Origin of the sequence: Halomonas sp. TD01 (assembly GCF_923868895.1) — a bacterium.
In the GTDB taxonomy this organism is placed as follows: Bacteria; Pseudomonadota; Gammaproteobacteria; order Pseudomonadales; family Halomonadaceae; genus Vreelandella.
Window position 1 is genome coordinate 3,630,998 of the sequence record NZ_OV350343.1, and the last position, 26,636, is coordinate 3,657,633.

The window sequence follows — 26,636 nt, forward strand, 5'->3', positions numbered from 1 at the left end:
CGGTATTAATTCTTTTCATAACATTCCCAAAGGTCTAACGCCGCCAACACACGCAGCTTTGTAGTGAAGGCGAAGCAGGAACGAAAAAGGTGTCGCCGTGATTGGCCTTGTTAAGCGCCACTCGATCCGATACTTCGCATAAACATTTTTTGCTCGTCTCCGTCATATCTAGGCTCCCACGTCGCATCAAACTTATCACCTACATACTTGTATTCCGTTGTCGAGAAAATAATCTGGACATCTCCGGCCTCACATACAGTTTTTAATGCCTTGAAGTATCTGTCTAGATCATCGTTGTTAATTTCGTGCTGCTTTGGCGTATCTAAAACTAATAATTTAATAGGTGATTTATTTGCTACCAGATTTTCAATTAGAGCTGCATGAAATGCCAGTACAACTCTTACTTTTGTGCTTCCTGAAAGCTGCGAAATCTGTTCATTTCCCATAACTGGTTCGAAATTATTTCGAAACGTAATGTCCCTGCTAACATTACTTGGCGTATGCAAACGATCAAGCCATACAAGAAATAATTTTCGAAGATCGGAACGAACGCGGATTAAATCAGGAGTATTTGAACGCGATACCTGAGTAGATTCATATTTTTCTAGGGCATCATTTCTCTTGTTTAGATAGAGCACGTATTCTTTTTCAAGTTCAGATAGTTTGTCGTACTCAGATAATTGCAATTGCAACTGAAATATTCGATCTTTTAAGCTTGATACGGAAGCAACTAATGCGGCTATTTCACTATTATCTTCTTGTTTCTTTCGTTCCGCCAATAGATTTTTTACAGATTCTGTATTGGAAAAAATCTGCGATTCAATCCGCATCTCATCACGACTATATGAGGCATCATTTCTAACAAGATCTTTAATTTGATCTTTTAAGTAAAGTAAATTTTTTGCGTATGAGTTCGAGCTTGAGGCAAATAAACCACATTTAGGATTAGAACAAACCTCCTCAAACGACATGAAAATTTGTCTGGAGGATTCATTCAAGCTCAAAGTATTCGCTTCACTATTGATCTCGTCGATCATTATGGTTAAAGATTTACGCCGTTTCGTAATGTCTAATAGAGTTGCCTCAAGCGTCCTGATTTGGGCTAGTTGTTGTGAGATTAAATTGTCAAAAGCCCGAATAGAGTCGGCTTTAGTGGAATTTTGTGTAGTTATAGATTTTAGTTCTGATTCAAGTGAGTCAATCTCAACAAGAACTTCTTCACTTGAACGCCCTATAACTTCAGTGGCCAATTTAGCTGTTTTTAATTCATCTTCTTTTCGCTTAACCTCAAGATCTAAATATTCGAGATTTTTTTTGCTATCAATTCGTTCCTTTTTTGCATCAAAGAAATTTTTCGGGGGAAGGCCAAATAATAATCTAACCATTTCTTGGAATTGGTCTTGAATAAAACTACCTGGGGAAGCATAAACTCCAGAATATCCATTGTCTTGATCAGTAAAAACTAGAGGGATTAGTGTTGAAATATATGGTTTAGTTACAACTCCGCGATTAGAGACAAGATTCGGATAATCTAACTTGAGTATTTTGAATAAAAATTCCGAAAATTCACCTTCAGAAAAAAATCTTTGCCTTATTCCATTTCTGTCAATTACTTCTATATCAAATTCTCTTGATAGTTGGCGCTCAATTCTCAAAAAATTTTGATCGACCTCAACTTCCAAAGAAGCCATTTTGCATCGGTCATATATATCATTTCTAAAAACAGCAGGATAGCCGAGACAGAAAGCAATTGATTTTATTATTGGCGTTTTTCCACAACCATTCGGGCCATATATATGCGTAATATGATCAGAAAAGTCTAAAGGCTCGCAGCCTAATCCATAGCTACCATGTGAATGAATTTGAAGAGTTTTAAGTTTCATTCAATAAGTTCCATTTCTAGTTGGCGCGTAACACATATATTTCTGTATTCTCGAGCGATGCTGAGCAAGCTTGCAGCAAGATCATCTTGTCCGTCCAATGCTTTTTGAGCCACCTTCTTACCTATCTCTGATAACTGCACTCTACTGTTTCGATTGCTGACAACAATGAGATTGGTTAACTCTAAAAAACTTAATGCTTTTACTGTTCGAACCCTTAAGTTAGCAGACCAGCCTAGATGCTGACTAGAACCTTTAAAGGTTGGCATTGACCTCTCTAGGCACTCGCCAACAAGCTGACCTAACTGAGAAACTATCGGCTTTCTATTTCCTTTTGCGATAACTAGTATTGCCATGCATATAAAAGGTAGTTGAAATAACGCTTCATTGTCTAGGCTGGCCCTAGTTGGAGACACTTCGCTATTAACTGTCACATTAATAGGTGTTTTTTTAATCTCCTCAAAGAATGTGTCTAAATTCATCTCTGCACCCTTACGAGTTCAGCCATAACACCACCTAAAATGGCGTTATCACTGAGGCCATAATTTCTATTTTCTATTTTAGCCTTGTAATCATTAATAGGCTTTTCTAATGAAGAAAGGTTAAGCCGGCCTGAGGCCATTGTATCTCGCAGTATGCTGGCAAGATCAGATTGAACAGTCATTACTGTTAACTCGGGTAGTACATGCCTGTTATTTCTAAACCACTCATCCCACTCAATTTTGCAGCGAGAACAGAATTCTATTTGGACTTCACTTGCTCCTGCATCGCTCAAGGTTCGTTGAATAATTGAAGAATTTTTTACGGCGAGGGGATCCCCTCCATCTATAAGCGCAGTATATGCTGCTTTAGATATACTTAAAATCTCAAGCAGATCATAAATCGATATGCCGGAGTATGTTTCTAAGGATGCCTGGCTGAGTTCATTGATAACTCCAGATGATTTTGCCTCAACCAACTCGACAAGTTTTACTAAAATATCTTTGAATTCATCGTGAGTTAAATCAATTTCGCTATATTTGTATATAGCATCCTTGGCAATCGAACTAAAATTATTTGTCTCTAATTTTATATACTGGACATCGGTTTCAAATTTTAATTTCTTAAGATTTATCTTTACTTTGTCAGAGCTAAGTTCTGAGCATGAAAAGCATGCAGGGAAGCGCTTCTCAAGCAATTTTGCTATTTTGTTTTCAAACTTTCCACATTGAATGTCATTTAACAAGTTTTCTATTGGGTCTTCAATATTAATATTTGTTTGAAAAATAACTGCTTCGCAGCAGTCTCCAAAATTAACGGTATGCAAGAGAAGCTTTCCAGCAAAGCTGTTTAAAATATCAATATCTTTGTGTTTTGATAAATCTTTAACCCTAGAGCTCAATCCGAAAATTTCATTCAATGTCCAATTGTGATTCTTTTTGCTGTTGGTTTTTACTTGGTAGAATATATAGAAAAATTGATCATCTCTGTTGAGTCGTACTACGAAATCATCATGCATATCGCAATACACACGATCAATATCCTTGCCTTCAAGAATTGAAAGAGAAGCTAGTGCAGCTGATCGTGCTTGCGCTCGAAACCTTGCTAAAGCATCTCGCCCTGACTGTTCCCTTGGTTTTATATTATCTAGCATGGGCTTAAATCACCGCCATATTCTCGTTGTGACGCTTAACAGTTTATTAGTGCGCATGCGCGTTTTCCTGGAAGGCCTACCTCTCTAAAAGCATTCCAATCGATTGATAAAAAAGAAATATCACCACCTCCCGCCCTAAAGCCTGCTAGAAAAATGCGCATGCGCGTTGTCATTTTAAGCCATCCTTACATATTGCACATAAACATACAAAGAAGCTCACCAACTTATTGTTATATATAATTATTTAAAAAAACCTTCCTTGAAATCGAGCACCCCTTCACTCCGATGGGATAGAAAAATACGCATTGCAGAATGAAAAGGCCTAATTATACTGTTTATACATACAGAAAATAATGGGTTCACCAAATGGCCAGCAGCCCTTTCCTGAATGAGGTTCGCACGTCCATCCGCGTGCGTGGGATGAGTATCCGAACCGAGAAAACGTACATTTACTGGATACGTTTTTTCATTCGATACAATAATTGCCGTCATCCTAGTGAGATTGAGTCGTACGTTTCCTAGGCTACCTAGCCACTGAGCGCCATGTGGCAGTCAACACCCAGCGTATAGCGCTAAACGCGCTGGCGTATTTGTATAATCAATTCCTGAAACAGCCATTGGGAGATCTTGAATTCAGTTATGCTTCTAAGCCACAGCGTTTACCTGAAGTGCTCATGGCGGCTGAAGTTGCCAGCATTCTCAAGGAGATGGTAGGAAGAGATAAACTGATTTTTTCACTTTTGTATGGCTCTGGGTTACGTATCTCTGAGTGTCTGCGCTTAAGGGTGAAAGACATCGATTTCTCCCGGGGATCAATAACAGTGAGAGACGGTAAAGGCTCAAAAGATAGAGTAACCATCTTTAGTTCGACGCTTTATGAAAGCACGAGAGACATAATCAGCGCTGCGCTAGCGCTGCAAGAACGAGACAATCAGAAAAGTGTTGGCCCTTCTATACCGGGTGTTTTGGCAAAAAAATACCCTTCTGCCTATCGGCAGCCTGCGTGGATGTATTTATTTCCGTCTAACAGCATCTCTCACCATCCAGTCACTGGCGTGCTGTGTCGCCACCACTTGCATGATTCTGTGCCCAGAAAAGCGTTAAAGAAAGCCGTAGTTGCTGCAAAGCTGACTAATAAACGGGTCTCTTGCCATACATTTCGTCACAGCTTTGCTACCGAGCTGCTGAGAAATGGAAGAGATATTCGAACTGTTCAAGAGCTCCTTGGGCATTCTGATGTATCTACTACACAAATCTATACCCATGTGCTCGGCCAACATTTTGCAGGCTTAACAAGTCCTCTTGATACGATTACCTAACTACTGAGCAGTTGATGTACTCCGAGGTAAACATACTACTGGCATCTCGCTAGCTAAGCACCATGAAAGCACGCTACCGCCCCGGTACAACTGGGCTGCGTTAACACGCTCCGCTGGCGACCGTCGGTGTTTTTCTTGTCTGATATTACGTTAAGCAAACTATATTTTGACATTACTCAGTTTTCTTCGATATAGCAAAGCAGAAACGCCGCTTTGTTATGCTTATATCGTTGTATGTGTTGATCCGTGCTTGCTCTTTCGCGGGTGCCTCATTCGCTCGTTCCTCTCGAGATTCGTTACCACGCGCTACGGTATGGCAGTTGGCTTTATAGCGTCAGCGAACCCGCGACGGCGGCCAAGACAGGGGCTGTTTATGTGCCATGGGACGTTGTTACGCCGCTCCCCGCGGGTGCCTCACTGCTCGTTCCTCGCGAGATTCGTTACCACGCGCTACAAGTTGCTTTCATTGGGTATAACGGCGCGGCCTGGGGTAGCATCAGGCACCGCGCTACGAAAATGTGACTTTTCTTTTCGGTAAACGCCCTCTTCGTTTCTCTTCCGCTAGCCAATTGTTGAAAACCCGATTAGCCTGCTAACTCAACCAGTAAGGGATTGAGATGCAAGAGACAACGATGCGGCAGCGGGTGGCGGGTGTTTTAATTCTGCTTGGGCTGGTCGCTCAAATTATTGGCTTTATCGGCGTGGTGCCAACGGCGCAGGCGGTGAGCTATTTGCTGTGGGCGGCGGTGGCGCTGCTGTGGCGGGATATTCCAAAGCGTTCGCGCATTCAGGCGGGGGTGTTGATTGCCCTTGGGGTGTTAATGCTGGTAGTGGCGCGGGTGGTTTATGGTGCCAATGTGAATTGGCCTGCCATGCTTCAGGGCAATGTATTTGTGGCCACGATGCTGGTGGGTGTTAGCTTTATTTCCTTGATTGGCACCCAGGGTAATAAGCGCCCACCAGGTAAGCGGGTGACCGGTGCAGATGGCGTGCTGCGTACGTGGCTGGGGGTGCACTTTCTCGGCACTATTTTGAATCTTTCGACGGTCTTTATGGTCGGCGACCGCTTAGCCAGACGCTCACCGCTAACCACACCCCAGCTGTTAGCGCTGAACCGTGGGCTTTCAAGTGCGGCGTTGTGGTCGCCCTTCTTTGCTTCTATGGCGGTGGTGATTGCGCTGGTGCCAGAGGTGCAGTACGGCCAGATTGCGATGATTGGGTTTCCGTTGGCGATGCTGTCGGGGCTGTTAACCACACTAGAGCTTAGGCGACGTTTTGATTTAGCCGAGGTGGATGGCTTTTCGCTTTCACCCCGCAGCCTGTTAATGCCTGCGGGCATGGCAGCGCTGGTGATGCTGTTTCACTTTTGGCTGACGCCGTCGCTCACCATTGTCAGCATCATTACCTTTTTACTACCAGCGGTGGCGATACTAAGCAACCTGCGGGAAGGTTCGCGCTATACCCTGCGACGCATTCGCCAACATACCACTACACGGCTACCCGCAATGCGTGGTGAAATTTCGCTATTTCTGGCGGCGGGCTTATTAACCCTGGGGCTTTCTACCCTGGTCGCGGCCGCAGCAGGTGACGACTGGACGCTATTTGCCACCTTTGGCATGTGGCAGGCCATGGTTAGCTTTGCGGCTATTACACTGAGTGCACTGGTGGGGTTACACCCGATTATTGGCGTTTCCGTACTGGCATCTATTTTGAATTTAGCGAATGGTGAGCAAACGCTGTTTGCTTTTGTCGCGCTGAGCGCCTGGGCGGTAGGTACCAGCGTTGGGCCGCTTTCCGGCATTAACCTTTCTCTGCAGGGGCGTTACGGGTTTAGCGGTTACCGCATGATGAAAAATAATTTACTGTATGCCGCCATGATGGGCCTGCTCTCGCTAGGGGCGATCGCAGGCTTGAGCGTGTGGGTCAATTAATTGTTGAGTGCGTTAGCTCTCAGGTTTCGACGATTTTACTGGGAAACCGGTAGAAATAGCGGTGGCCACATTGGTGACATGGCTCTAGGCGCGAGACGCTTTCTAGCATCACCTGGGCATCGCAGTGTACGCACGCCATCAGGCCTGGCGCAGCAACTTCACCTTCGCAGTAGTCGGCGCGGGCGGCTTCCAGGTCATCTTCGAAGCGTTCGCGTTCCACTACACTGCGGTCGGCGATTGAGAGCAGCGATTCCGCCACACGCCGGGAGAGGCTATCGATATCGATGCCCAACCAGCTAGCAACCTGTTTACCGGTATCCGCCATGTAGTAGCGCATATCTTTCAGGTCGCGCTCTACCCAGGCACGCAGCAGGGCTAGCTCATCTTTGGTGTACTCTTCCAGCTCCGCTTCAAAGGCAACGGCGTCGTCCAAATCCTTTTGTAGATTATCCCAGGTAAGATCATTGGCCCCGTCCTGCATGCGTTCTAGTAGGCGCTCGTAGCCTTCGCGTAAACGGTGATCGTTATGTTGTTCCATGGTACCTCTCCTTTTGTCGACCCAAGGTGCGGCCTATCATCGGCTAACCGTTCAAGGATACACCTGCATAGGATACAATCGACGTTACTTATCTGACAGCCGTCATCCATTATTCACTTTGCGCCCTTTTTGGGCGAATTACCCCAAGGCATTGAAAACACCGATGGACGCACATTACAGCCCCCGTGAGATTGAACGTGACGCTCAGCAGTACTGGGACAAACACCAGTGCTTCAAAGCAGTAGAAGATGCTAACCGCGAAAAGTTCTACTGCCTATCCATGTTCCCCTACCCCAGCGGCAAGCTGCATATGGGCCACGTGCGTAATTACACTATCGGCGACGTTGTGTCCCGTTTCCAGCGCATGCAGGGTAAAAATGTCATGCAGCCCATGGGCTGGGATGCGTTCGGAATGCCTGCGGAAAATGCCGCGATTCAAAACCAGGTACCGCCCGCGAAGTGGACCTATCAAAACATTGATTATATGCGTAACCAGTTGAAGGCACTTGGCTTTGCCTATGACTGGAGCCGCGAATTCGCCACCTGCGATACCAGCTATTACCGCTGGGAGCAGTGGTTCTTCACCAAGTTGGTCGAAAAAGGCTTGGTCTATAAGAAAATGTCTACGGTGAACTGGGATCCGGTTGACCAAACGGTATTGGCCAACGAGCAAGTAATTGATGGCTGCGGCTGGCGTTCTGGCGCACCGGTTGAGCGTAAAGAGATCCCGTTGTGGTTCTTGAAGATTACTGACTATGCCGATGAACTGTTGGCAGACCTGGAAAACGTCGAGTGGCCCGAGCAAGTTAAAACCATGCAGCGCAACTGGATTGGTAAATCCCGTGGCGTTGAAATGACTTTTGAAATTCAGGCAGAAGACGGCAGCGCTTGCGAGCCGCTGCCGGTCTACACCACCCGCCCGGATACGCTGATGGGCGTGACCTATGTAGCCGTAGCTGCTGGCCACCCGCTGGCGAAGCAGGCTGCCGCAAAAAACACCGAGCTGGCGGCGTTTTGTGACGAGTGCGCCAAAGGTGGCACATCAGAAGCCGAAATGGCCACTAAAGAAAAGCTGGGCATGCTCACTGGGCACAAAGCGATTCATCCGCTAACTGGCGATGAAGTGCCGGTGTTTGTGGCCAACTTCGTGTTAATGGAGTTTGGTACCGGCGCGGTCATGGCCGTTCCTGCCCACGACCAACGCGACTGGGAATTTGCGACCAAGTACGGCGTAGAGCTGAAGCCTGTGGTGGCCGATGCCAACGGTAACCAGCCGGATATTTCCGAAGGTGCTTACGTTGAGCACGGCACGCTGATTAACTCAGGCGAGTTCGATGGATTGGAATTCCAGGCAGCGTTTGATGCGATTGCCGCGAAGCTTGCGGAGCTTGGCCGTGGCGAGGTGAAAACCAACTACCGCCTGCGTGACTGGGGCATTGCTCGCCAACGTTATTGGGGCGCGCCGATTCCAGTAAAATATGGCCCGGAAGGCCAAACCGTACCGCTCTCCGATGACGAGCTACCGGTAGCGCTGCCCATGGAAGTGACCGTAGATGCTTCCGGCTCGCCGTTGAAGAGAATGCCCGAGTTTTCTGAACTGGGCGATGGCTGGGTGCGCGAAACCGATACCTTCGACACCTTTATGGAATCTTCCTGGTACTTCGCTCGCTTCTGCTGTGCGGATAACCACGAAGCCATGCTGGATGAGCGCGCCAATTACTGGCTACCCGTTGACCTGTATATCGGCGGTATCGAACACGCGATTTTACACCTGCTTTATGCCCGTTTCTTCCACAAACTGCTGCGCGATTTCGGCATGGTGGATTCTGATGAGCCGTTCCAGCAGTTGCTCACCCAGGGCATGGTGATCGCGGAAACCTTCTACCGCTTTAAAGATAACGGTGGTAAGGAGTGGTTCAACCCCGCTGATGTGGAAGTAAAACGCGATGAGAAAGGTCGTCCGTTAAGCGCTGTTCTTGTGAGTGATGGCCAGCCGGTGGAAATGGGTGGCATCGAGAAGATGTCCAAATCGAAAAACAACGGTGTTGATCCGCAGTCGATGATCGACAAATTTGGTGCCGACACCGTCCGCCTGTTTATGATGTTTGCCGCACCGCCCGAACAGTCGCTGGAGTGGTCTGACTCCGGCGTTGAGGGCGCTCACCGCTTCTTGAAGCGGATTTGGCGTCAGGTCACCGAGCATCTTGCTGCTGGTACACCGGGCGAATTAACTGTTGATGCGTTAAACGATGACCAAAAAGCGCTGCGTCGTAAAACCCACGAGACAATCAAGAAAGCTAGTGATGACATTGGCCGCCGCACCACCTTTAATACCGCCATTGCCGCGGTGATGGAACTGTCTAACGCAGTGGCTAAGTTCGACGATACGTCCGAACTTGGCTTGGCGGTCAGTCGTGAAGCACTTGAAGCCTGTGTGCTGCTGCTGGCGCCCATCACACCGCACCTGTGTCACACGCTGTGGCAACAGTTGGGCTATGACCAGCCTGCCATTGAAGCTCAGTGGCCGAAGGTGGATGAAGCCGCGCTAACCCGCGACAGTATCGAACTAGTCGTGCAAGTAAACGGTAAACTTCGCGCGCGCCTAGAAGCTCCGGCCAGCGCAGATAAAGCAGCCATCGAGACGCTTGCGATGGAGAACGAAAACGTCCAGCGCCATCTGGAAGGTAAAACGGTTCGTAAAGTCATCGTTGTACCCGGCAAGCTGGTTAACATTGTGGTGAGTGGATGAAGCCATCCCAACAGGTTACACGCCGTCGTTTCCTCGCTACCAGCATCGCCGCCTCAGCGGCGGTGTTGCTAAGCGGCTGCGGGTTTCGCTTGCGCGGTTTAGATTCGATGCCGCGCTTGCCCGCACTTTCAATTGAAGGCGACGACAAAAGTGCCTTGGCCCAACAGCTGCGCATCAGATTACTGCAGCAAAGCACCGAGGTTTCTGATGGTGCGCCCTGGCGGGTCACGCTAGGTTCGCCAGCACTTCGCCAACGCCGTATTGGTAGCGAAGGGCGTGCCAGCCAAGAACACGAGCTAACGTTAAGTACGTCTCTCTCTGTACAGCAGCGAGAAAACAATGCTTACGTGCTTAATAATGCAACGGTAACTACCAGTACGCGCATTCGAGTCAGTGATGATGACCTACTCAATCGCGAAACCCTCTTTCAAGAAGCGGAACAAACGCTAACGCGGCAACTGGCTGAGCGCATTATCGAAAGACTCGCGAACCTAGAGGCCATTCAGTGAAGGTATTTTCGGACCAGCTTCCCGCGGCCTTAGCAAAAAAATTGCCTAAGGTCGTGATTGTTGCCGGTGATGAACCACTGCAGCATCGAGATGCCTGCGATGCCGTGCGTTTAGCCGCACGGCAAGCGGGAGTCGAAGAGCGGGAAGTGCTTGATGTAGAGCCTAATTTTGCCTGGGGTCGGCTGCTGGAAACCGCCAGCAACCTCTCATTATTCGCCTCTAATAAGCTCCTTGAACTGCGGCTAGGAACACACAAGCTGGGCCAAGATGGCAGTAAAGCACTGGCACAGTATGCTGAAATGATGAGTGGTAGTGACGATTTGCTGCTGATCAGCATGGGCAAGTTAGACGCTAAGCAGCAAAAAAGCGCTTGGTTTAAAGCGCTCGACAAACAAGGTTTATTTGTACCCGTATGGCCCGTCGATGCCTCGCGCTTAGGCTATTGGCTGCGGGATCGCGCATCGCTGCATGGTTTACAAATTGACCTAGAAGCGGCTCGTTTATTGGGTGAGCGCACTGAAGGCAATCTGTTGGCCGCTGATCAGGAGCTGCAAAAACTCGCGCTTATTCATCCGCCTAACACTCGCCTTAATGTCGAAAGTATTGCCCAGGGCGTAGAAGACAGCACCCGCTTTGATGTGTTTAACCTTGCGGATGCGTGTTTAAAAGGTGAGCCAACACGCACTTCGCGTATCGTTAATGGGCTGCGCAGTGAAGGGGTTGAAGCCCCCATCGTGCTTTGGGCACTCAGTCGTGAGCTACGTACCCTGTTATCGTTACACCAGCATTTGGATCAGGGGCAAAGCTTTGAGCACGCGTGTAAAACACAGAAACCGATGATTTTTGATAAACGCCGCCCCGCTTATCAAAAAGCGATCAGCCGCCTATCAATGAAACGTTTACATAAACTTCTGTTGATGGCCCAGCGTCTGGATCTTGCTGTGAAAGGGGCTTCAGTGGTGCCGTTATGGCCTGGGCTTCACGACCTAGCCTTGACCATGGCGGGTGGCAAGGGGCTTTTAGCTGAAACCCCATGGACCTACCGCATTAGTGCAAATAATTAGCACTTTGCGTTTTCGTCTTAAATCCTGCACTAATTGTTTTTATACTCTTGCTTCAAGAAACAAAACCGCTTGCTCCCCGATACGTCTAAGGATGAAGACAATGAATAAAGTGCGTGCTTACCTCTCAAGTTTACTGATCGCTGCGTTAGTCATTACCAGCCTGCCCGTTGCCGCCGCCCCCACGGCTCCGCAAGGTATGGACATAGACTCTGTAGAGCTGGTCTCTACAGAATTAGTCTCTACGCAATCTGTTTTAGCCGCTGACCGTACTGGTGCTGACCGCGAGCGCATCAATGAAATCCTTGCCCGTGCAGACGTGCAAGACCAACTGCTCAAGCAGGGTGTCGATTTAGATGACGTTGAAGCCCGCGTTGCCGCACTGAGCGATGCAGAAGCGCAGCAAATGGCCGAACAACTCGAACAGCTACCAGCCGGTGCCGGTGTGATTGGCGCGCTGTTTGCGGTATTTGTAATTCTGCTGGTGACTGACATTCTCGGCTTAACTGATGTTTATCCGTTCACTCGCTGATTTGCCTGCCATGATGAAACACCTTTTAAACGCCCGCTTTGCGGGCGTTTTACTGCTTGCCCTACTGCTAACCACCTTGCTTAGCGGCTGTGCCAGAAGCCCGGTGCTGTTAGAAAGCACTAAAGCTAGCCTGGCACCGCAAACCGAGCTTACCGAGGTGCCGTTTTACGCTCAGACAGAGTATCAGTGCGGCCCCGCAACGCTGGCGATGGTACTTAACCATCAAGGAGTAGATGCAGGGCTTGAGCAGTTAATTCCACAGGTATTTCAACCCAGACGAGAGGGAAGCGTCCAACCTGAAATGCTAGCCACTGTGCGTCGTTATAAGCAGCTGGCGATTCCAATACGTGGCACCCTGGATGCATTGCTTGGCCACCTGGCAGCAGGTGACCCAGTGGTGGTAATGCAAAACCTCTCCCTGCCAGCCTTCCCGATGTGGCACTACGCAGTGGCCATTGGTTTTGATTTACCCAATGAAACGCTGATTTTGCGTAGCGGTGAAATCGAACGCCATACGATGTCGTTTAGCCGCTTTGATGCCACTTGGGCGCGCAGTGAACGCTGGGGATTTGTGGTTAGCGAACCTGGTAGCCTGCCCGAGGGTGTTGCCGCCCGCAATGCACTGGAATCCATTAGCGCTTATGAGGAGCAGCATGGGCCTGTAGCAACGCTTTCCAGCTGGCAAGCCTTTACTGAACGCTTCCCTACCAATCCACTGGGTCAATTTGCGCTCGGCAATGCACTACACGCAGATCAACAACCTCAAGCAGCGCTGGAAGCCTTCGAATCAGCCACACAGCTTGATCCTGCCATGGGTGCTGCATGGCTTAATGTAGCCATCCTAAGGCTTCAGATGGAAAATAGGGAGGGTGCGCGCGAAGCACTCGCTCAGGCTGCCATCTTAGACGGTGACTGGCAGCCACGCGCTCAGCAACTGCTGAATGGTTTGTGAGGTGTGAAGTATGGGGGCATAAGCCCCCATATACTTAAAACATTTTAAAACACTCGGTTTAAACCGTTCTGCGCAGCTACCCGGTACGCTTCTGCCATCGTCGGATAGTTGAAAGTAGTGTTAACGAAGTACTTCACGGTATTCGCCTCACCTTCCTGCTGCATAATTGCCTGGCCAATGTGCAAAATTTCCGACGCTTGGTCACCAAAGCAATGGATACCCAAAATCTCCAGCGTATCTTGGTGGAACAAAATCTTCAGCATTCCCACTGTATCGCCGGTAATTTGCGCACGAGCAGTATCTTTAAAGAAGGCTTTACCCACTTCGTAGGGCACTTTGGCTTCGGTTAGCTCTCGCTCGTTAGGGCCAAAAGAGCTGATTTCGGGAATGGTGTAGATCCCGGTGGGTACATCGCTAACAAAGCGGTACTCTTTTTCCAGCAGCTCGTTACAGGAGTTTAGTCCCTGGTCGTAGGCAGCACTGGCAAGGCTCGGCCAACCAATCACATCGCCTGCAGCGTAAATATGCGGAATCGCTGTACGGTAGTGCTCATCAACGCTGAGCTGGCCTCGGCCGTTTGCCTCTAAGCCAATGTTCTCAAGCCCAAGGCTATCAGTATTACCGGTACGGCCATTCGCCCAGAGAAACGCATCGGCGCGGATTTTCTTGCCCGACTTCAGGTTCACGGTTACGCCGGCTTCGTCGCCTTCGACACTTTTATAGTCTTCATTATGGCGAATCAAGACACCGTGTTTACGCAGATGGTAGGAAAGCGCATCGCTGATTTCATCATCCAAAAACGAGAGCAGGCTATCGCGGTTGTTGATTAAATCAACCTTAACGCCAAGACCCGAAAAGATGGAGGCGTACTCGCAGCCGATAACACCTGCCCCAAAGATCACCAGTGTCCGCGGTGTATGGGAAAGGCTGAGGATCGTATCAGAGCAGTAAATACGCGGATGACGAAAGTTAATATCCGCCGGACGATAAGGCCGAGACCCGGTAGAAATGACAATTTTCTTAGCTATCAGCTCTTCCACGCCTTCCTGTCGGTCTCGTACCACCACGGTGTGCTCATCTTTGAATCGAGCCACGCCATGAAACAGATCAATTCGGTTGCGCGCATAAAATGTCGTGCGCATTTCAACCTGTTTATCGATGGTGCCACGCGAGCGCTCCATCACCTTGGGAAAAGAAAACCAGCGGGGTTCACCGATATCGCGGAACATACGGTTGGTATTGAACGCCATAATCTGTTTGACCTGATGGCGAAGCGCTTTTGAAGGGATCGTGCCCCAGTGGGTACAGTTGCCGCCCACCTGAGCCTGCTTCTCAATAATCGCCACTCGCTTACCGTGCTTAGCGGCGTTAATGGCAGCGCTTTCCCCAGCGGGGCCAGTACCTATCACCACGACATCGTAATTATGAACTGCCATACGACTTGGATCTCCTTATTCCTGACTTAAAAGCGCTTCAAAGGCATTTACACAAACGCTCGCAGTTAGCGAGCGTTTGAGCAGAAAATTGCCAGATTAACGACGGGTTGCGTCATAACCTAGGTCAGCTCCACGACTCTCGTCGCTACGACGGCGGACACTCCCACGCTTGCGATTTTCCTCTTCGCAAACCTCGTCTTTGCCACCGCAAATGTCACAGCCTTCTTTTAGTCCCAATTGATTTAAACCGCCACAGGAGCCAGCAATAGGTTTGCGGCCCATTAATACGCCGACGGCCATTGCCGTCATTACCAGCGCCATAAAACCAAATACCAGTAGCCAGATAGTCATGTTCACCTCCCAGCATTGCATTAACTGCTCACCTGCCGACAACGGTCATGTCGTTAAGTGCCGTAGAATTTTAATGCCTATTGTACCTCAGCCACTCCAAAATGATCAGGCAACACGTCGTTTTTCCAACATTCACATACAAACGGGGCTGACCAAAAGGCCAGCCCCGTTCATGCCCGAAGGCAATTTACACAATCACTTCATTAACCGCCGAAGTCATCCAACAGAATGTTTTCCGGCTCAACGCCCAGGTCAAGCAGTAGCTTAATAACCGAGGCGTTCATCATGGGTGGCCCACACATGTAGTACTCACAATCTTCAGGCGCAGGGTGATCCTTCAGATAGTTTTCGTACAATACGTTGTGGATGAAGCCTGTTGGCCCTTCCCAATTATCTTCAGGCTGCGGATCAGAAAGCGCCAAGTGCCACTCAAAGTTCGGGAACTCTTCCGCTAGCTGGTCATACTCTTCATTGTAGAAAGTTTCACGCCAGGAGCGCGCACCGTACCAGAAAGTAATTTTACGATCTGACTTCAAGCGCTTAAGCTGATCGAAAATGTGGCTACGCATCGGTGCCATACCCGCACCACCGCCTACGAAGACCATTTCTGCATCAGTGTCTCTAGCGAAGAACTCACCAAACGGCCCCATTACGGTCACTTTGTCACCCGGCTTCAGGCTAAAGACGTAAGTGGACATAAGACCAGGCGGATGGCTCGTACCCGGAGGCGGTGTAGCGATACGGATGTTGAACTTGAGAAGTCCTTTTTCATCCGGGTAGTTAGCCATGGAGTAAGCGCGTATCACTTCCTCGTCATTCTTATGGGAAATTTTGAACATATCAAATTTTTCCCAATCGCCGCGATACTCTTCTTCGATGTCAAAATCGGAGAACTTGATATCGTAAGGCGGCGCTACCAGCTGTACATAACCACCGGCGCGGAAGGCAACTTCCTCGCCTTCGGGCAGCTTCAGGTTCAACTCTTTAATAAAGGTCGCGACGTTAGGATTAGCGGTAACTTCACACTCCCACTTCTTAACGCCGAAGACTTCTTCAGGCACTTCCACTTTCATGTCCTGCTTCACAGGAACCTGACAAGATAGACGCCAGCCTTCTTTCTTTTCACGCATGGTGAAGTGAGATTCTTCCGTCGGCAAAATAGAGCCGCCGCCCTCTTCTACTCGGCACTTACACTGAGCGCAAGAACCGCCGCCGCCACAGGCAGAGGAAAGAAAGATTCCGTTTGCGGCTAAGGTGTTAAGAAGCTTACCACCAGCCTGAGTCTGCAGGGTGTGCTCGGGGTCACCGTTGACTTCAATCGTCACGTCCCCGCTACTCACTAGCTTGCTTCGCGCTGCCAGAATGATCGCCGTTAAGCTAATAACGATGATCGTGAACATGACAACACCGAGCAAGATGACAGATGTATCAACCATGTCGGTTTCCTATTGCTGAAGGTTTTCTGTACCTCGGCAGCCTGAGGCTGCCGAGAAAACCGGCTCCGATTAAAGCTGAATGCCTGAGAAGGACATGAAGCCCAACGACATTAAGCCAACGGTAATAAACGTGATGCCAAGCCCCTGAAGACCGCCAGGCACGTCGCTATACTTCAGCTTTTCACGGATACCAGCCAGCGCTGTAATAGCAAGCGCCCAGCCAACACCAGAACCGAAACCGTAAATTACGGATTCGCCGAAGTTATAGTTACGCTCAACCATGAACAGTACACCACCTAGGATGGCGCAGTTAACGGTAATCAGCGGCAGGAATACGCCTAGCGCGTTGTAAAGCGCAGGAACATATTTATCGAGGAACATTTCCAGAATCTGAACAAGTGCGGCGATAACGCCGATGTAGCTCAGAAGGCCTAGGAATGAGAGATCGATGTTTTCAGCACCGCTTATGCCAGTCCAAGACAGCGCGCCTTCAGCCAGCAGTAGGTTGAACACTAGATTGTTGACCGGAACCGAGATTGTCAGTACGACAATAACGGCAATCCCAAGGCCAAATGCAGCGGAAACCTTCTTAGATACCGCCAGGAACGTACACATCCCTAGGAAGAAGGCCAGTGCCAAGTTCTCAACGAAAACCGAAGCAACGAAAAGGCTTAGATAGTGTTCCATGTTACACGGCCTCCTTCGGCTTGGTGTTGTGCTTCATTTTGAACTCGTTCTCTTCTACCTGCTCAGGGTTAACTGAACGCAGTACCCAGATCAGCAAACCAATAATGAAGAAGGCAGAAGGCGGTAAAAGCATCATACCGTTAGGTACATACCAGCCGCCGTTTTGCACAGTCGGCAGGATGGTGAAGCCAAATACACTGCCAGCACCCAGTAGCTCACGGAAGAAGCCAACGACCATCAGGATAAAGCCGTAGCCCAATCCATTGCCGATACCGTCAAGGAATGACATGCCCGGCGTGTTGGACATAGCAAAGCCTTCTGCACGGCCCATTACGATACAGTTGGTGATGATCAGACCCACGAATACCGACAGCTGCTTAGACATTTCATAAGCGTAAGCTTTGAGGATCTGGTCAACCACAATAACCAGCGACGCAATAATGGTCATTTGAACAATGATACGGATCGAAGACGGAATGTGGTTCCGGATCAACGATACGAACAAGTTCGAAAAAGCCGTTACAAAAATTACCGCTAACGCCATTACCAGCGATACGCTCATGCTGGTAGTAACCGCTAGTGCAGAACAAATCCCCAAAATCTGTAGCGCGATGGGATTGTTCTTAAAGATCGGCGCCGTTAAGACGCTTTTTGCATTTGCATCCGCCATGATCAGGCCCCCTCAACGTCGTCGAAGTCAGTATCGGTGTCTTCGGCGTCTTCTGGTTCAGTACCACTACGGAAGTTAGCCAAATACGGAGCGAAAGCCTCTTCGCTGAACCAGAACTGCAGCATGTTGGTCACGCCGTTACTAGTCAGCGTTGCACCAGATAGCGCATCAACCTCGTACTCGTTGCTCGCGCCGCCTTTGGTCAGGTGAATTTCCGGTGAGAGGTCGCCCTCTTCATCGTAAATCTTTTTGCCTTCCCACTGGGCTTGCCAACGCGGATTATTCACTTCAGCACCAAGACCAGGCGTTTCGCTATGGTCGTAGTAGGTGATACTGACGATGGTATTACCGTCACCTTCGACAGCTAGGAAGCCCATCATGCGACCCCAGAGCCCTTGCCCACGAATAGGCAGAACAATTTGGTCCGGGTTTTCTTCATCGCCGACAAGATAGACAGTCGCGTAGTTTTCAACACGAGACAAACCAGCAATGTCACGATCACCAGAAAGGGTACGCCCCGTTGCTGGATCGCGAGATGCTTCGAAGCCATCGAAGGTATTTGGGTCGAACTGATCGGTGTACTCACCGGTATCAAGCTCTACCACACGTGCAGTGATCTGAGTGCGGAACGCTTCCTCAACATCCATACCGGGCTCATAAAGACGTGCCACGTTAAGAATGTTGGTTTTACGGTCCAGCTCCTGATTTAACTGCTGTGCAGGGCGCAGTGCCACAGCAGCCGTCGACACGATCACCGAACACACGATACACAGCGAAAACGCTACGATCAGGATCTTCTTGATGGAGTTGTTACCTTGTGCCATTAGGCAGTCTCCTCGGCCGGTACGCCAGTCCGCTTGAGACGGCGTTTGATATTGGCCTGGACGAACATGTGGTCAATCAACGGCGCAAACAGGTTGGCAAACAAGATGGCCAACATGATGCCTTCTGGGAAGGCCGGGTTTACTACGCGAATCAGCACAGTCATCACACCAATTAGCGCGCCAAACACTAAGCGACCTTGGTTGGTCATGGCGGCAGACACAGGATCCGTTGCCATAAACACCATGCCGAAAGCGAAGCCACCAATTACCAAGTGCCAGTACCAGGGCATTGCGAACATGGGGTTGCTGTCAGAACCGATCAGGTTAAACAGCGTACTGGTAATGACCATGCCCAAGAAAACGCCCAGCATGATTCGCCAGTTAGCGATCTTAGTCCAAAGCAGTACCGCAGCACCGATCAGAATTGCCAGCGTTGACACTTCACCAACTGAGCCAGGAATGAAACCTAAGAAGGCATCCCACCAGCTGTAAGTGTTGGTCAATGCTGTCATACCGTCCTGGAAGGCCATGGAGAGTGCTGTTGCACCAGTATAACCATCGGCAGCTACCCATACGGCATCACCGGAAATTTGCGCCGGATAAGCGAAGTATAGGAACGCACGACCGGTTAAGGCGGGGTTCAGGAAGTTTTTACCCGTACCACCGAAGATCTCTTTACCGATCACGACACCAAAGGTAATACCCAGTGCGACCTGCCATAGCGGAATAGTTGCCGGAAGAATCAGGGCAAACAACACGGAAGTGACGAAGAAACCTTCGTTAACTTCATGGCCGCGCTTGATGGCAAACATAACTTCCCAAAAACCACCTACCGCAAACGTAACGAGGTAGATAGGCAGGAAGTAAGTTGCACCAAGGACGAAGTTTGCCCACAGACTGCTAGGATCATGACCACCCGCCAGGGTCATCATGATTGCTTCACGCCAGCCGCTCATCGATGCATATCCAGCATCAATCGCGGTATTCGCTTGCCAACCAGCGTTCCACATACCAAAGAACATTGCGGGGAAAGTACACATCCACACCGTGATCATGATGCGTTTAAGGTCAACACCATCACGCACGTGGGCAGTGGTTTTCGCAACGCTGGGCGGCGAGTAAAAAACAGTATCTATCGCTTCGTAGAGCGGATAGAACTTTTCGTACTTGCCACCTTTATGGAAGTGCGGCTCGAGATTATCGAGTGTTTGTCGAATACCCATCATCAGGCCTCTTTCTCGATCATGGTGAGATTGTCACGCAGGATAGGGCCGTACTCATATTTGCCTGGGCAAACATAGGTACACAGCGCCAGATCCTCTTCGTCCAGCTCAAGACACCCAAGCTGCATGGCAACCTCAATGTCGCCCACAATCAGCGAACGCAGTAGCTGTGTTGGCATTACGTCCAACGGCATGACGCGCTCGTAATTACCCACCGGCACCATGGCTCGTTCAGAACCATTAGTAGACGTTGTCGGCGCGTAGTTACTTAAGCCTTTAATCTTGGAAATGTAGATGCCCATAATTGAGTGGCGATTGGCGCCCGTGGACAGCCACCCCATAAAGGTGCGCTTGTTACCTTCTTCTAGCAAGCTCACCTGATTATGGAAACGCCCCAGATAGGTCAGATTCCCTTCAGCAGAAGCGCCAGAGAACACAGAGCCTGAAATTACGCGGGTGTCATCAGGTTTGATGACCTCACCTGCTAAGAGTTCCTCCGTACTGGCACCAACTCGGGTGCGCAATAAGCGAGGATTTTCAGCACGCGGGCCACCGACAGCAATGATACGGCTCGTATCAAGCTTGCCTTCAACAAACAGTTTGCCGAACGCAATCACATCCTGATAACCGATGTGCCACACTTTTTTGTGCAGAGCTACCGGCGAAAGATAATGAATATGCGTTCCCACCAAACCTGCCGGATGCGGGCCTGCAAAGCTTTCAGTCTTTACGCCGCTGACATCACCACCAGGAATGGAAGCATTAGCACCCGTACACAGAAAAACGTTGCCCTCGGTCAGGCGGGTTAGCACCTTGAGGCCGTCTTCAAATGCTTGGGAGTTTTCGTTAATCACTACCGCAGGGTCAGCGCTAAGAGGATGAGTATCCACAGCAGTGACAAAAATATCGGTAGGCACGCTGTCGATAGCTGGCGTGCGAGAGAAAGGCCGGGTGCGCAAAGCAGTCCAAAGCCCTGACTCAACCAGTTGGTCAACAACAGATTGACGTTCTAGCTGTTCTAAAGCGCCACGATCATGAGAAGCAAATGTCATCGCTTCTTCATTTTCATCGACTTTAATAACGACAGACAGCAGACGTCTCTTTTCGCCACGGTTAATAGCAACTACTTCACCGCTGGCAGGCGCTGTAAAACGCACACCATCAATTTTCTTATCGGTGAAGAGTAATTGGCCCAGTTTGACCTTATCCCCTTCCTGAACTTCCATCGTCGGCTTCATGCCAACGTAGTCGGTGCCCAGGATTGCCACGTGGCGCACAGGCCGCGCATCTTCAATACGCTGCTCGGGCGCTCCCGTGATGGGGAGATCCAGGCCTTTTTTGACTTCGATCATAGTCTCGCCCAGTTGATGGATCGGATATACGAAGGTAAGGGGTTCGAATGCTTATTTCTGTTCAGTAAATTCTTATTGTCTGTTCAGATTGTTACCAGTCAGGCCCAAGCACGCTTGAACCACCCCGAAAAATCTATCGTATTATAAAGATAAGCGCGGCCAATGACCACATCCCTGATAGCCTCCGAAAGTGCTATATACGCTTTCACTGCATTTGTTTTCAGCACAAAAAACGCCACCCGAAGGTGGCGTTTTGTACAACTTCGCGCTTAAAAGCGCTTTAAAGGCTGCTTAAATGCAGTTAACGGTCAAACTGCCTGATGCGGTAGCTTCAAAAACTTCACATTGGACATATGCTGAAGAATACGAATAACTTGGCAGCTATAGCCAAATTCGTTGTCGTACCACACATATACAACGGCGTGATTACCGTTTGCGATAGTGGCTTTAGCATCGACAATGCCCGCATGGCGATTGCCAACAAAATCAGACGACACAACTTCGGCAGAATCAACAAAGTCGATTTGCTTCTGATAAGCAGAATCAATCGACATACGACGCAGGTAATCGTTCAGCGCCTCAGCATCAGTACCCTTCTCCAAGGTCAAATTCAAAATGGCCATAGAAACATTGGGTGTGGGCACACGAATGGCGTTACCCGTCAGCTTACCCTCAAGCTCAGGTAGCGCTTTTGCGACAGCTTTTGCTGCACCTGTTTCGGTCAATACCATATTAAGCGCCGCACTACGGCCACGACGATCGCCTTTATGGTAATTGTCGATGAGGTTTTGGTCGTTGGTATAAGCGTGTACGGTTTCTACGTGCCCCGTCACGACACCATACTCATCGTTTAGCGCTTTCAGCACTGGAACAATGGCATTGGTGGTACAGGAAGCTGCCGACACAATACGGTCATTGTCGCCAATGGTTGCGTGATTAATGCCGAATACGATGTTTTTGATGTCGCCTTTGCCAGGGGCCGTTAACAGTGCTTTTTTAGCACCCTTGCACTCAAGGTGCTGCCCTAAGCCAGCTTCATCACGCCAGATACCCGTATTATCAACAATCACTGCATTGTTGATACCGTAAGCGGTGTAATCAATTTCACTGGGAGAGTCGGCGTAAATAACCTGAACCACATTACCGTTAACGATAAGTGTGCGTGCTTCAACGTCCACAGTAATTGTACCGTCGAAAGGCCCATGTACCGAGTCCCGACGCAGCAGGCTAGCACGCTTTTCAAGGTCTTTTGCGACATCGCCACGTCCACGCACAACGATTGCTCGCAAACGCAGCAGGTTGCCACCGCCTGCTTTCTCCACCATGACTCGAGCAAGCAAACGACCAATACGACCGAAACCGTAAAGTACTACGTCTTGAGGCTCGCCTTTACTGCCATTTGGCTGGAAGCCATCAATAATGTCAGCAAGCTCTTTACGCAAGAAGGTGTCAAGGTCTCCACCGTTCTGGCGTTTAAAATTAACCGCCAGCTTGCCAACATCAACATGCGCAGGGCCGAGATTCATCTCACTCATCGCTTTCACGATGGGGAACGTATCTTCAACTGACAGCTCGGTACCTTCAATTTTGCGTACAAAACGGTGATCTTTAAGGATGCGAATAACTGACCGCTTGATCAGGGAACGACCGAACATAGTGGCAACAACATTGTTCTGACGATACAGCTGACCTACCAACGGGATCATTTGCTCAGCCAGAGCTTCGTTGCTTTGCCATTCCTGAAAAACGTTTTCGAGAGCTTGCTGACTCACGTGCGGCCTCATTGGGTAGTGAAGAGAAAATTCTGGGAACATTATCCTGGGCTTACCAGCATGCCGCAATGAATGGATAGTCGCACAACATGTAGGGGTATTACAGAAAGAGCGGATTGACTACAAGCCACAATAATGTATCGAAACAATATAGTAACACTATAGACCTTGAAACAGTCCTTGAAACAGTCCTTGAAACAGTCCTTGAAAGCTTAGTTAACCTCCGCTTGCTTTGCGCAGGTCTCTGCCTGAAAGTACTGATCGTGTATGATCCAGATTCCGTTTCAGCGCAAAACGATACCGTGACTATGCCTTCTTTTTCTCTGCTCGAACCACCCCAGCCAAAAGGGATTCGCGACACGCTTTACCTGACAGCGCCGCCGGGCAGTGCGACTGCCCTGGCACTGGCTCAGATCGCGTCAAGCGCACCATTATTGGTAATTACGCCGAATACTGCCAGCGCACAGCGTCTGGAACAGGATCTGGCGTTCTACAGTAATGTGCCCGTACTGCCCTTCCCAGACTGGGAAACGCTGCCTTATGACAGTTTCTCTCCTCACCAGGATATAATTTCGTCACGCCTACGCACGCTGCGTCTGTTACAGGATGGCGTGCGCGGCATTGTGCTGGTGCCAATCAATACGCTGATGCAGCGGCTGCCTCCAGTGTCATACATTGCCGGGCGCGTTATGACGCTAAAAGCGGGCGCTAAACTAAATCGGGAAGCGTTTCGCGAGTCACTGTCACGTGCTGGCTATCGCGCCGTCGAGACGGTTTACGAGCCGGGCGAATACGCCATGCGCGGCGCAATCATTGACCTTTTTGCGATGGGCATGGATGAGCCAATTCGTATTGATTTGTTTGATGACGAAATTGATACGCTGCGCCATTTCGACCCAGGCAATCAGCGCTCTACCAACAAAGTCGATGTGATTGAGCTACTACCCGCCCATGAGTACTCGCTAAGCCGCAGCGCCATTGCTTGTTTCCGAGAGCAGTTTGAAACACTATTTGATGTCGACCCGCGTCAGTGCCCTCTCTATAACGATGCACTGAAGGCGATCCCCTCCCCGGGCCTGGAACAATATTTACCGCTGTTCTTTGACGAAACCGCCTCTTTATTTGAACACGTCACCGACGACACTCGCGTGGCACTGCTGCCTGACGTATTCGAAGCGGCTGAACAACACTGGCAGTCTATTGAATCACGCTACGAAAATTTAGGTGTTGATCCGACACGACCTTTATTGCCACCTCGCCGGGCGTTCATTCCCGTCAATGACGTTTTTTCGGCGATTAAAGCTCGCCCACGAATCGAGCTAACCGAAGATGACACGCAACGCCATGCCCTGTCGCCGCAAGCCCAGGCACTCCCCTCGCTTGCGATTAACGCTCGCGCCAAGCAACCCCTTAACGAACTGGCGACCTTTTTGGATGCGCAGCAAGCTACGCGAGTGCTGTTTGTTGCAGAGTCACGAGGACGCAGAGAAGCGTTAGAAGAGGTACTGGCACCGCTTAAATTAAAATTACCTCATATTGACAGTTTCCAAGCCTTTTTAACTAGCTCTGATCGCATTGCCATTACTGAGAGCTTGGTGGGAAGCGGCTTATGGCTCACCGAGCCTGATATCGCAGTCATTAGCGAGACGGAGCTATTTGGCGATGTAGTGCGCCAGAGCCGTCGGCGGGAAAAAGCCACCGACGACAATGAATTGGCCGTGCGTCATCTATCCGAGCTACGTGAAGGCGCACCGGTTGTTCACCAGGCGCATGGCGTAGGCCGCTACCTGGGGCTGGAAACCCTTGAAGCAGGTGGACAGGCTAACGAATTCTTGGCTCTCTCATATGCCGACGGCGCTAAGCTATATGTCCCTGTCGATAGCTTGCATCTTATTTCGCGCTATAGCGGCGCTGATGACGAACTGGCCCCACTGCACAAGTTAGGCTCAGAGCAGTGGGAAAAAGCGCGCCGTAAAGCGGCTGAAAAAATCCGCGACACCGCTGCTGAGCTACTCGACATCTACGCTCGAAGAGAGGCTCAGGAAGGGTTTATTTATGACACGCCAGGAGATGAGTACGTTCGCTTCACTGCCAGCTTCCCGTTTGAAGAAACCCCCGACCAGCAGGCAGCCATCGAAGCGGTTATAAGCGACATGATCTCCCCCCAACCAATGGATCGCGTCGTCTGCGGTGACGTAGGTTTTGGTAAGACCGAAGTCGCCATGCGCGCTGCGTTCCTGGCCGTTCAGACAGGTCGCCAAGTTGTGGTGCTCGTGCCCACTACGCTGCTAGCTCGCCAGCATTTTGAAAACTTCCGCGACCGCTTTGCCGACACCGCGGTGAACATTAGTCTTATCTCACGCTTCACCAGCGGCAAGGAGATGACGCAAACCTTAGAAAGCATCAAGAATGGCCAAACTGACATCGTCATCGGCACCCATAAACTGCTTTCTAAAAGCGTTGAGCTACCCAAAATGGGGCTTTTAATCATCGATGAAGAGCACCGTTTTGGGGTCGCGCAAAAAGAGAAGCTCAAAACGTTGCGCGCCGAAATCGATATTCTGACGCTAACGGCAACACCGATTCCCCGCACCCTGAATATGGCCATGAGCGGCATCCGAGACCTTTCGATTATCGCCACCCCGCCAGCGCGACGCTTATCGGTCAAAACGTTTGTGCAACAACGAGATAGCAGCGTCATTAAAGAGGCCCTGCTGCGTGAAATTCTACGCGGCGGACAGGTCTATTTTTTGCACAATGAAGTCAAAACGATTGAAAACGCTGCCGAACAAATTCGCGAACTGGTACCAGAAGCACGGGTTGCTGTTGCTCACGGCCAGTTACCTGAGCGCAGTCTTGAGCGAGTAATGTCAGACTTCTATCATCGGCGCTTCAATGTACTTGTGTGCTCAACCATTATAGAAACAGGCATTGACGTACCCAGCGCTAACACCATTTTGATTGAGCGCGCAGACAAGTTCGGCTTGGCCCAACTTCACCAACTGCGGGGCCGCGTTGGACGCAGCCACCACCAAGCATACGCTTACCTGCTAACACCGCCCCCAAAGGCAATGACACGAGATGCAATCAAGCGCCTGGAAGCGATTAGCGCATCCGATGATCTCGGTGCTGGTTTTACCCTGGCAAGCCACGACATGGAAATTCGCGGCGCAGGCGAACTGTTAGGCGACGAGCAGAGTGGCCAAATGGAAACTATCGGCTACACGCTTTACATGGAAATGCTGGATCGTGCAGTGAAAGCTATCCGTGCGGGCAAAACGCCTAACATTGACGCCCCCTTCAATATAGGTGTCGAGATTAGCCTTAACCTGCCTGCATTGATTCCCAACGACTATATTCACGATGTGCAGCAGCGCCTAGTGATGTATAAGCGCATTGCCAACACCCAAAGCGACGCCGAGCTTACAGAGTTACAAGTCGAGCTTATCGATCGTTTTGGACTGCTGCCTCAGCCCTTGAAGAACCTGATACGTCAAACCAAGCTGCGCCACCGCGCCGAACAACTGGGTGTAGCGCGCATTGAAGCCGGAGAAAACCGCGGAAGATTGCTTTTCAACAGCGCCACTCAGGTCGATCCGTTAACACTCGTGACACTCATTCAAAAATCGCCACAGCACTATCGTTTAGATGGCTCAGACACCTTACGATTTGAATTTCCAATGAAAACTACCGAACAGCGGTTTGATAAGGTCGAAGCTCTGCTTACAACACTCAATCAAAAAGTAGCGGCGGCGTGAACCTTGGGGCAAACTTGTATAAA

21 protein-coding genes and 1 pseudogene are annotated in these 26,636 nt (G+C 49.7%); 9 read left to right on the forward strand and 13 right to left on the reverse strand.

The features are described from left to right. Positions 1–110 precede the first annotated feature (110 nt). The 3 genes from L1X57_RS16500 to L1X57_RS16510 are packed head-to-tail and all read right to left on the reverse strand — an operon-like array spanning position 111 to position 3,513. Entirely contained in the window at positions 111–1,883 is a 1,773-nt protein-coding gene (locus tag L1X57_RS16500; RefSeq protein WP_009723494.1) for an AAA family ATPase, read from the reverse strand. Continuing rightward, positions 1,880–2,362 (reverse strand): hypothetical protein, encoded by a 483-nt coding sequence (locus L1X57_RS16505; protein WP_009723495.1) that lies wholly within the window; start codon positions 2,360–2,362, stop codon positions 1,880–1,882. Before L1X57_RS16505 ends, L1X57_RS16500 begins: the two co-directional genes overlap by 4 nt. Continuing rightward, a complete protein-coding gene (locus tag L1X57_RS16510) occupies positions 2,359–3,513 on the reverse strand; it encodes a dsDNA nuclease domain-containing protein (RefSeq protein WP_039869131.1) in 1,155 nt (384 codons plus the stop codon). Before L1X57_RS16510 ends, L1X57_RS16505 begins: the two co-directional genes overlap by 4 nt. A gap of 420 nt (positions 3,514–3,933) precedes the next feature. On the opposite strand from L1X57_RS16510, the pseudogene L1X57_RS16515 reads away from it, so the two are divergent. The 3 genes and pseudogenes from L1X57_RS16515 to L1X57_RS16525 all read left to right on the forward strand — a co-directional run. Next, a pseudogene (locus tag L1X57_RS16515) lies at positions 3,934–4,076 on the forward strand (phage integrase N-terminal SAM-like domain-containing protein); the annotation flags it as partial. Next, positions 4,059–4,832 carry an integron integrase gene (locus L1X57_RS16520; RefSeq protein WP_009723497.1) on the forward strand — a complete coding sequence of 258 codons (774 nt, stop codon included), beginning with the start codon at positions 4,059–4,061 and terminating at the stop codon, positions 4,830–4,832. The pseudogene L1X57_RS16515 and the gene L1X57_RS16520, both read left to right, overlap by 18 nt. A 617-nt stretch (positions 4,833–5,449) precedes the next feature. Further along, entirely contained in the window at positions 5,450–6,763 is a 1,314-nt protein-coding gene (locus tag L1X57_RS16525) for a hypothetical protein (protein ID WP_039869133.1), read from the forward strand. A gap of 19 nt (positions 6,764–6,782) precedes the next feature. Here the strand turns inward: L1X57_RS16525 and L1X57_RS16530 are convergent, their stop codons facing one another. Next, the gene (locus L1X57_RS16530; protein ID WP_009723500.1) at positions 6,783–7,301 is read right to left on the reverse strand and encodes a zinc ribbon-containing protein; all 519 of its coding nucleotides are present in this window, start codon (positions 7,299–7,301) and stop codon (positions 6,783–6,785) included. A gap of 163 nt (positions 7,302–7,464) precedes the next feature. Between L1X57_RS16530 and leuS the strand changes: the two genes are divergently transcribed. The 5 genes from leuS to L1X57_RS16555 all read left to right on the forward strand — a co-directional run bounded on the left by leuS (position 7,465) and on the right by L1X57_RS16555 (position 13,104). After that, positions 7,465–10,050, forward strand: coding sequence for a leucine--tRNA ligase (gene leuS, locus L1X57_RS16535; protein WP_009723501.1), 2,586 nt, complete (start codon positions 7,465–7,467; stop codon positions 10,048–10,050). Further along, on the forward strand, positions 10,047–10,559 hold the full coding sequence (locus tag L1X57_RS16540; protein ID WP_009723502.1) for an LPS-assembly lipoprotein LptE: 513 nt from the start codon (positions 10,047–10,049) through the stop codon (positions 10,557–10,559). Before leuS ends, L1X57_RS16540 begins: the two co-directional genes overlap by 4 nt. Next, entirely contained in the window at positions 10,556–11,623 is a 1,068-nt protein-coding gene (gene holA, locus L1X57_RS16545) for a DNA polymerase III subunit delta (protein ID WP_009723503.1), read from the forward strand. The genes L1X57_RS16540 and holA overlap by 4 nt, the downstream gene beginning before the upstream one ends. 100 nt (positions 11,624–11,723) lie before the next feature. Continuing rightward, positions 11,724–12,152: a PA2779 family protein gene (locus L1X57_RS16550; protein ID WP_009723504.1), complete on the forward strand. Its 429-nt coding sequence runs from the start codon at positions 11,724–11,726 to the stop codon at positions 12,150–12,152. Then, positions 12,130–13,104 carry a PA2778 family cysteine peptidase gene (locus L1X57_RS16555; RefSeq protein ID WP_009723505.1) on the forward strand — a complete coding sequence of 325 codons (975 nt, stop codon included), beginning with the start codon at positions 12,130–12,132 and terminating at the stop codon, positions 13,102–13,104. The genes L1X57_RS16550 and L1X57_RS16555 overlap by 23 nt, the downstream gene beginning before the upstream one ends. A gap of 44 nt (positions 13,105–13,148) precedes the next feature. On the opposite strand, the gene sthA is transcribed toward L1X57_RS16555, so the two are convergent. The 9 genes from sthA to L1X57_RS16600 all read right to left on the reverse strand — a co-directional run bounded on the left by sthA (position 13,149) and on the right by L1X57_RS16600 (position 22,855). Then, positions 13,149–14,540, reverse strand: coding sequence for a Si-specific NAD(P)(+) transhydrogenase (gene sthA / locus L1X57_RS16560; protein WP_009723506.1), 1,392 nt, complete (start codon positions 14,538–14,540; stop codon positions 13,149–13,151). A 96-nt stretch (positions 14,541–14,636) separates the two neighbouring features. Then, on the reverse strand, positions 14,637–14,891 hold the full coding sequence (nqrM, locus tag L1X57_RS16565) for a (Na+)-NQR maturation NqrM (protein ID WP_009723507.1): 255 nt from the start codon (positions 14,889–14,891) through the stop codon (positions 14,637–14,639). A 203-nt stretch (positions 14,892–15,094) separates the two neighbouring features. After that, positions 15,095–16,327, reverse strand: coding sequence for an NADH:ubiquinone reductase (Na(+)-transporting) subunit F (nqrF, locus tag L1X57_RS16570; RefSeq protein WP_009723508.1), 1,233 nt, complete (start codon positions 16,325–16,327; stop codon positions 15,095–15,097). A 69-nt stretch (positions 16,328–16,396) separates the two neighbouring features. Beyond that, the gene (nqrE, locus tag L1X57_RS16575; RefSeq protein ID WP_009723509.1) at positions 16,397–17,014 is read right to left on the reverse strand and encodes an NADH:ubiquinone reductase (Na(+)-transporting) subunit E; all 618 of its coding nucleotides are present in this window, start codon (positions 17,012–17,014) and stop codon (positions 16,397–16,399) included. Position 17,015: 1 nt separating this feature from the next. After that, entirely contained in the window at positions 17,016–17,684 is a 669-nt protein-coding gene (locus L1X57_RS16580) for an NADH:ubiquinone reductase (Na(+)-transporting) subunit D (RefSeq protein ID WP_009723510.1), read from the reverse strand. 2 nt (positions 17,685–17,686) lie between these two features. Beyond that, a complete protein-coding gene (locus tag L1X57_RS16585) occupies positions 17,687–18,508 on the reverse strand; it encodes a Na(+)-translocating NADH-quinone reductase subunit C (RefSeq protein ID WP_009723511.1) in 822 nt (273 codons plus the stop codon). Continuing rightward, positions 18,508–19,734 (reverse strand): NADH:ubiquinone reductase (Na(+)-transporting) subunit B, encoded by a 1,227-nt coding sequence (locus tag L1X57_RS16590; protein WP_009723512.1) that lies wholly within the window; start codon positions 19,732–19,734, stop codon positions 18,508–18,510. The genes L1X57_RS16585 and L1X57_RS16590 overlap by 1 nt, the downstream gene beginning before the upstream one ends. Beyond that, entirely contained in the window at positions 19,734–21,083 is a 1,350-nt protein-coding gene (locus L1X57_RS16595) for a Na(+)-translocating NADH-quinone reductase subunit A (protein WP_009723513.1), read from the reverse strand. Before L1X57_RS16595 ends, L1X57_RS16590 begins: the two co-directional genes overlap by 1 nt. Before the next feature lie 308 nt (positions 21,084–21,391). After that, on the reverse strand, positions 21,392–22,855 hold the full coding sequence (locus L1X57_RS16600; protein ID WP_039869137.1) for a glyceraldehyde-3-phosphate dehydrogenase: 1,464 nt from the start codon (positions 22,853–22,855) through the stop codon (positions 21,392–21,394). A 308-nt stretch (positions 22,856–23,163) separates the two neighbouring features. Between L1X57_RS16600 and mfd the strand changes: the two genes are divergently transcribed. Beyond that, entirely contained in the window at positions 23,164–26,613 is a 3,450-nt protein-coding gene (gene mfd, locus L1X57_RS16605) for a transcription-repair coupling factor (RefSeq protein WP_186004650.1), read from the forward strand. Positions 26,614–26,636: the final 23 nt, after the last annotated feature.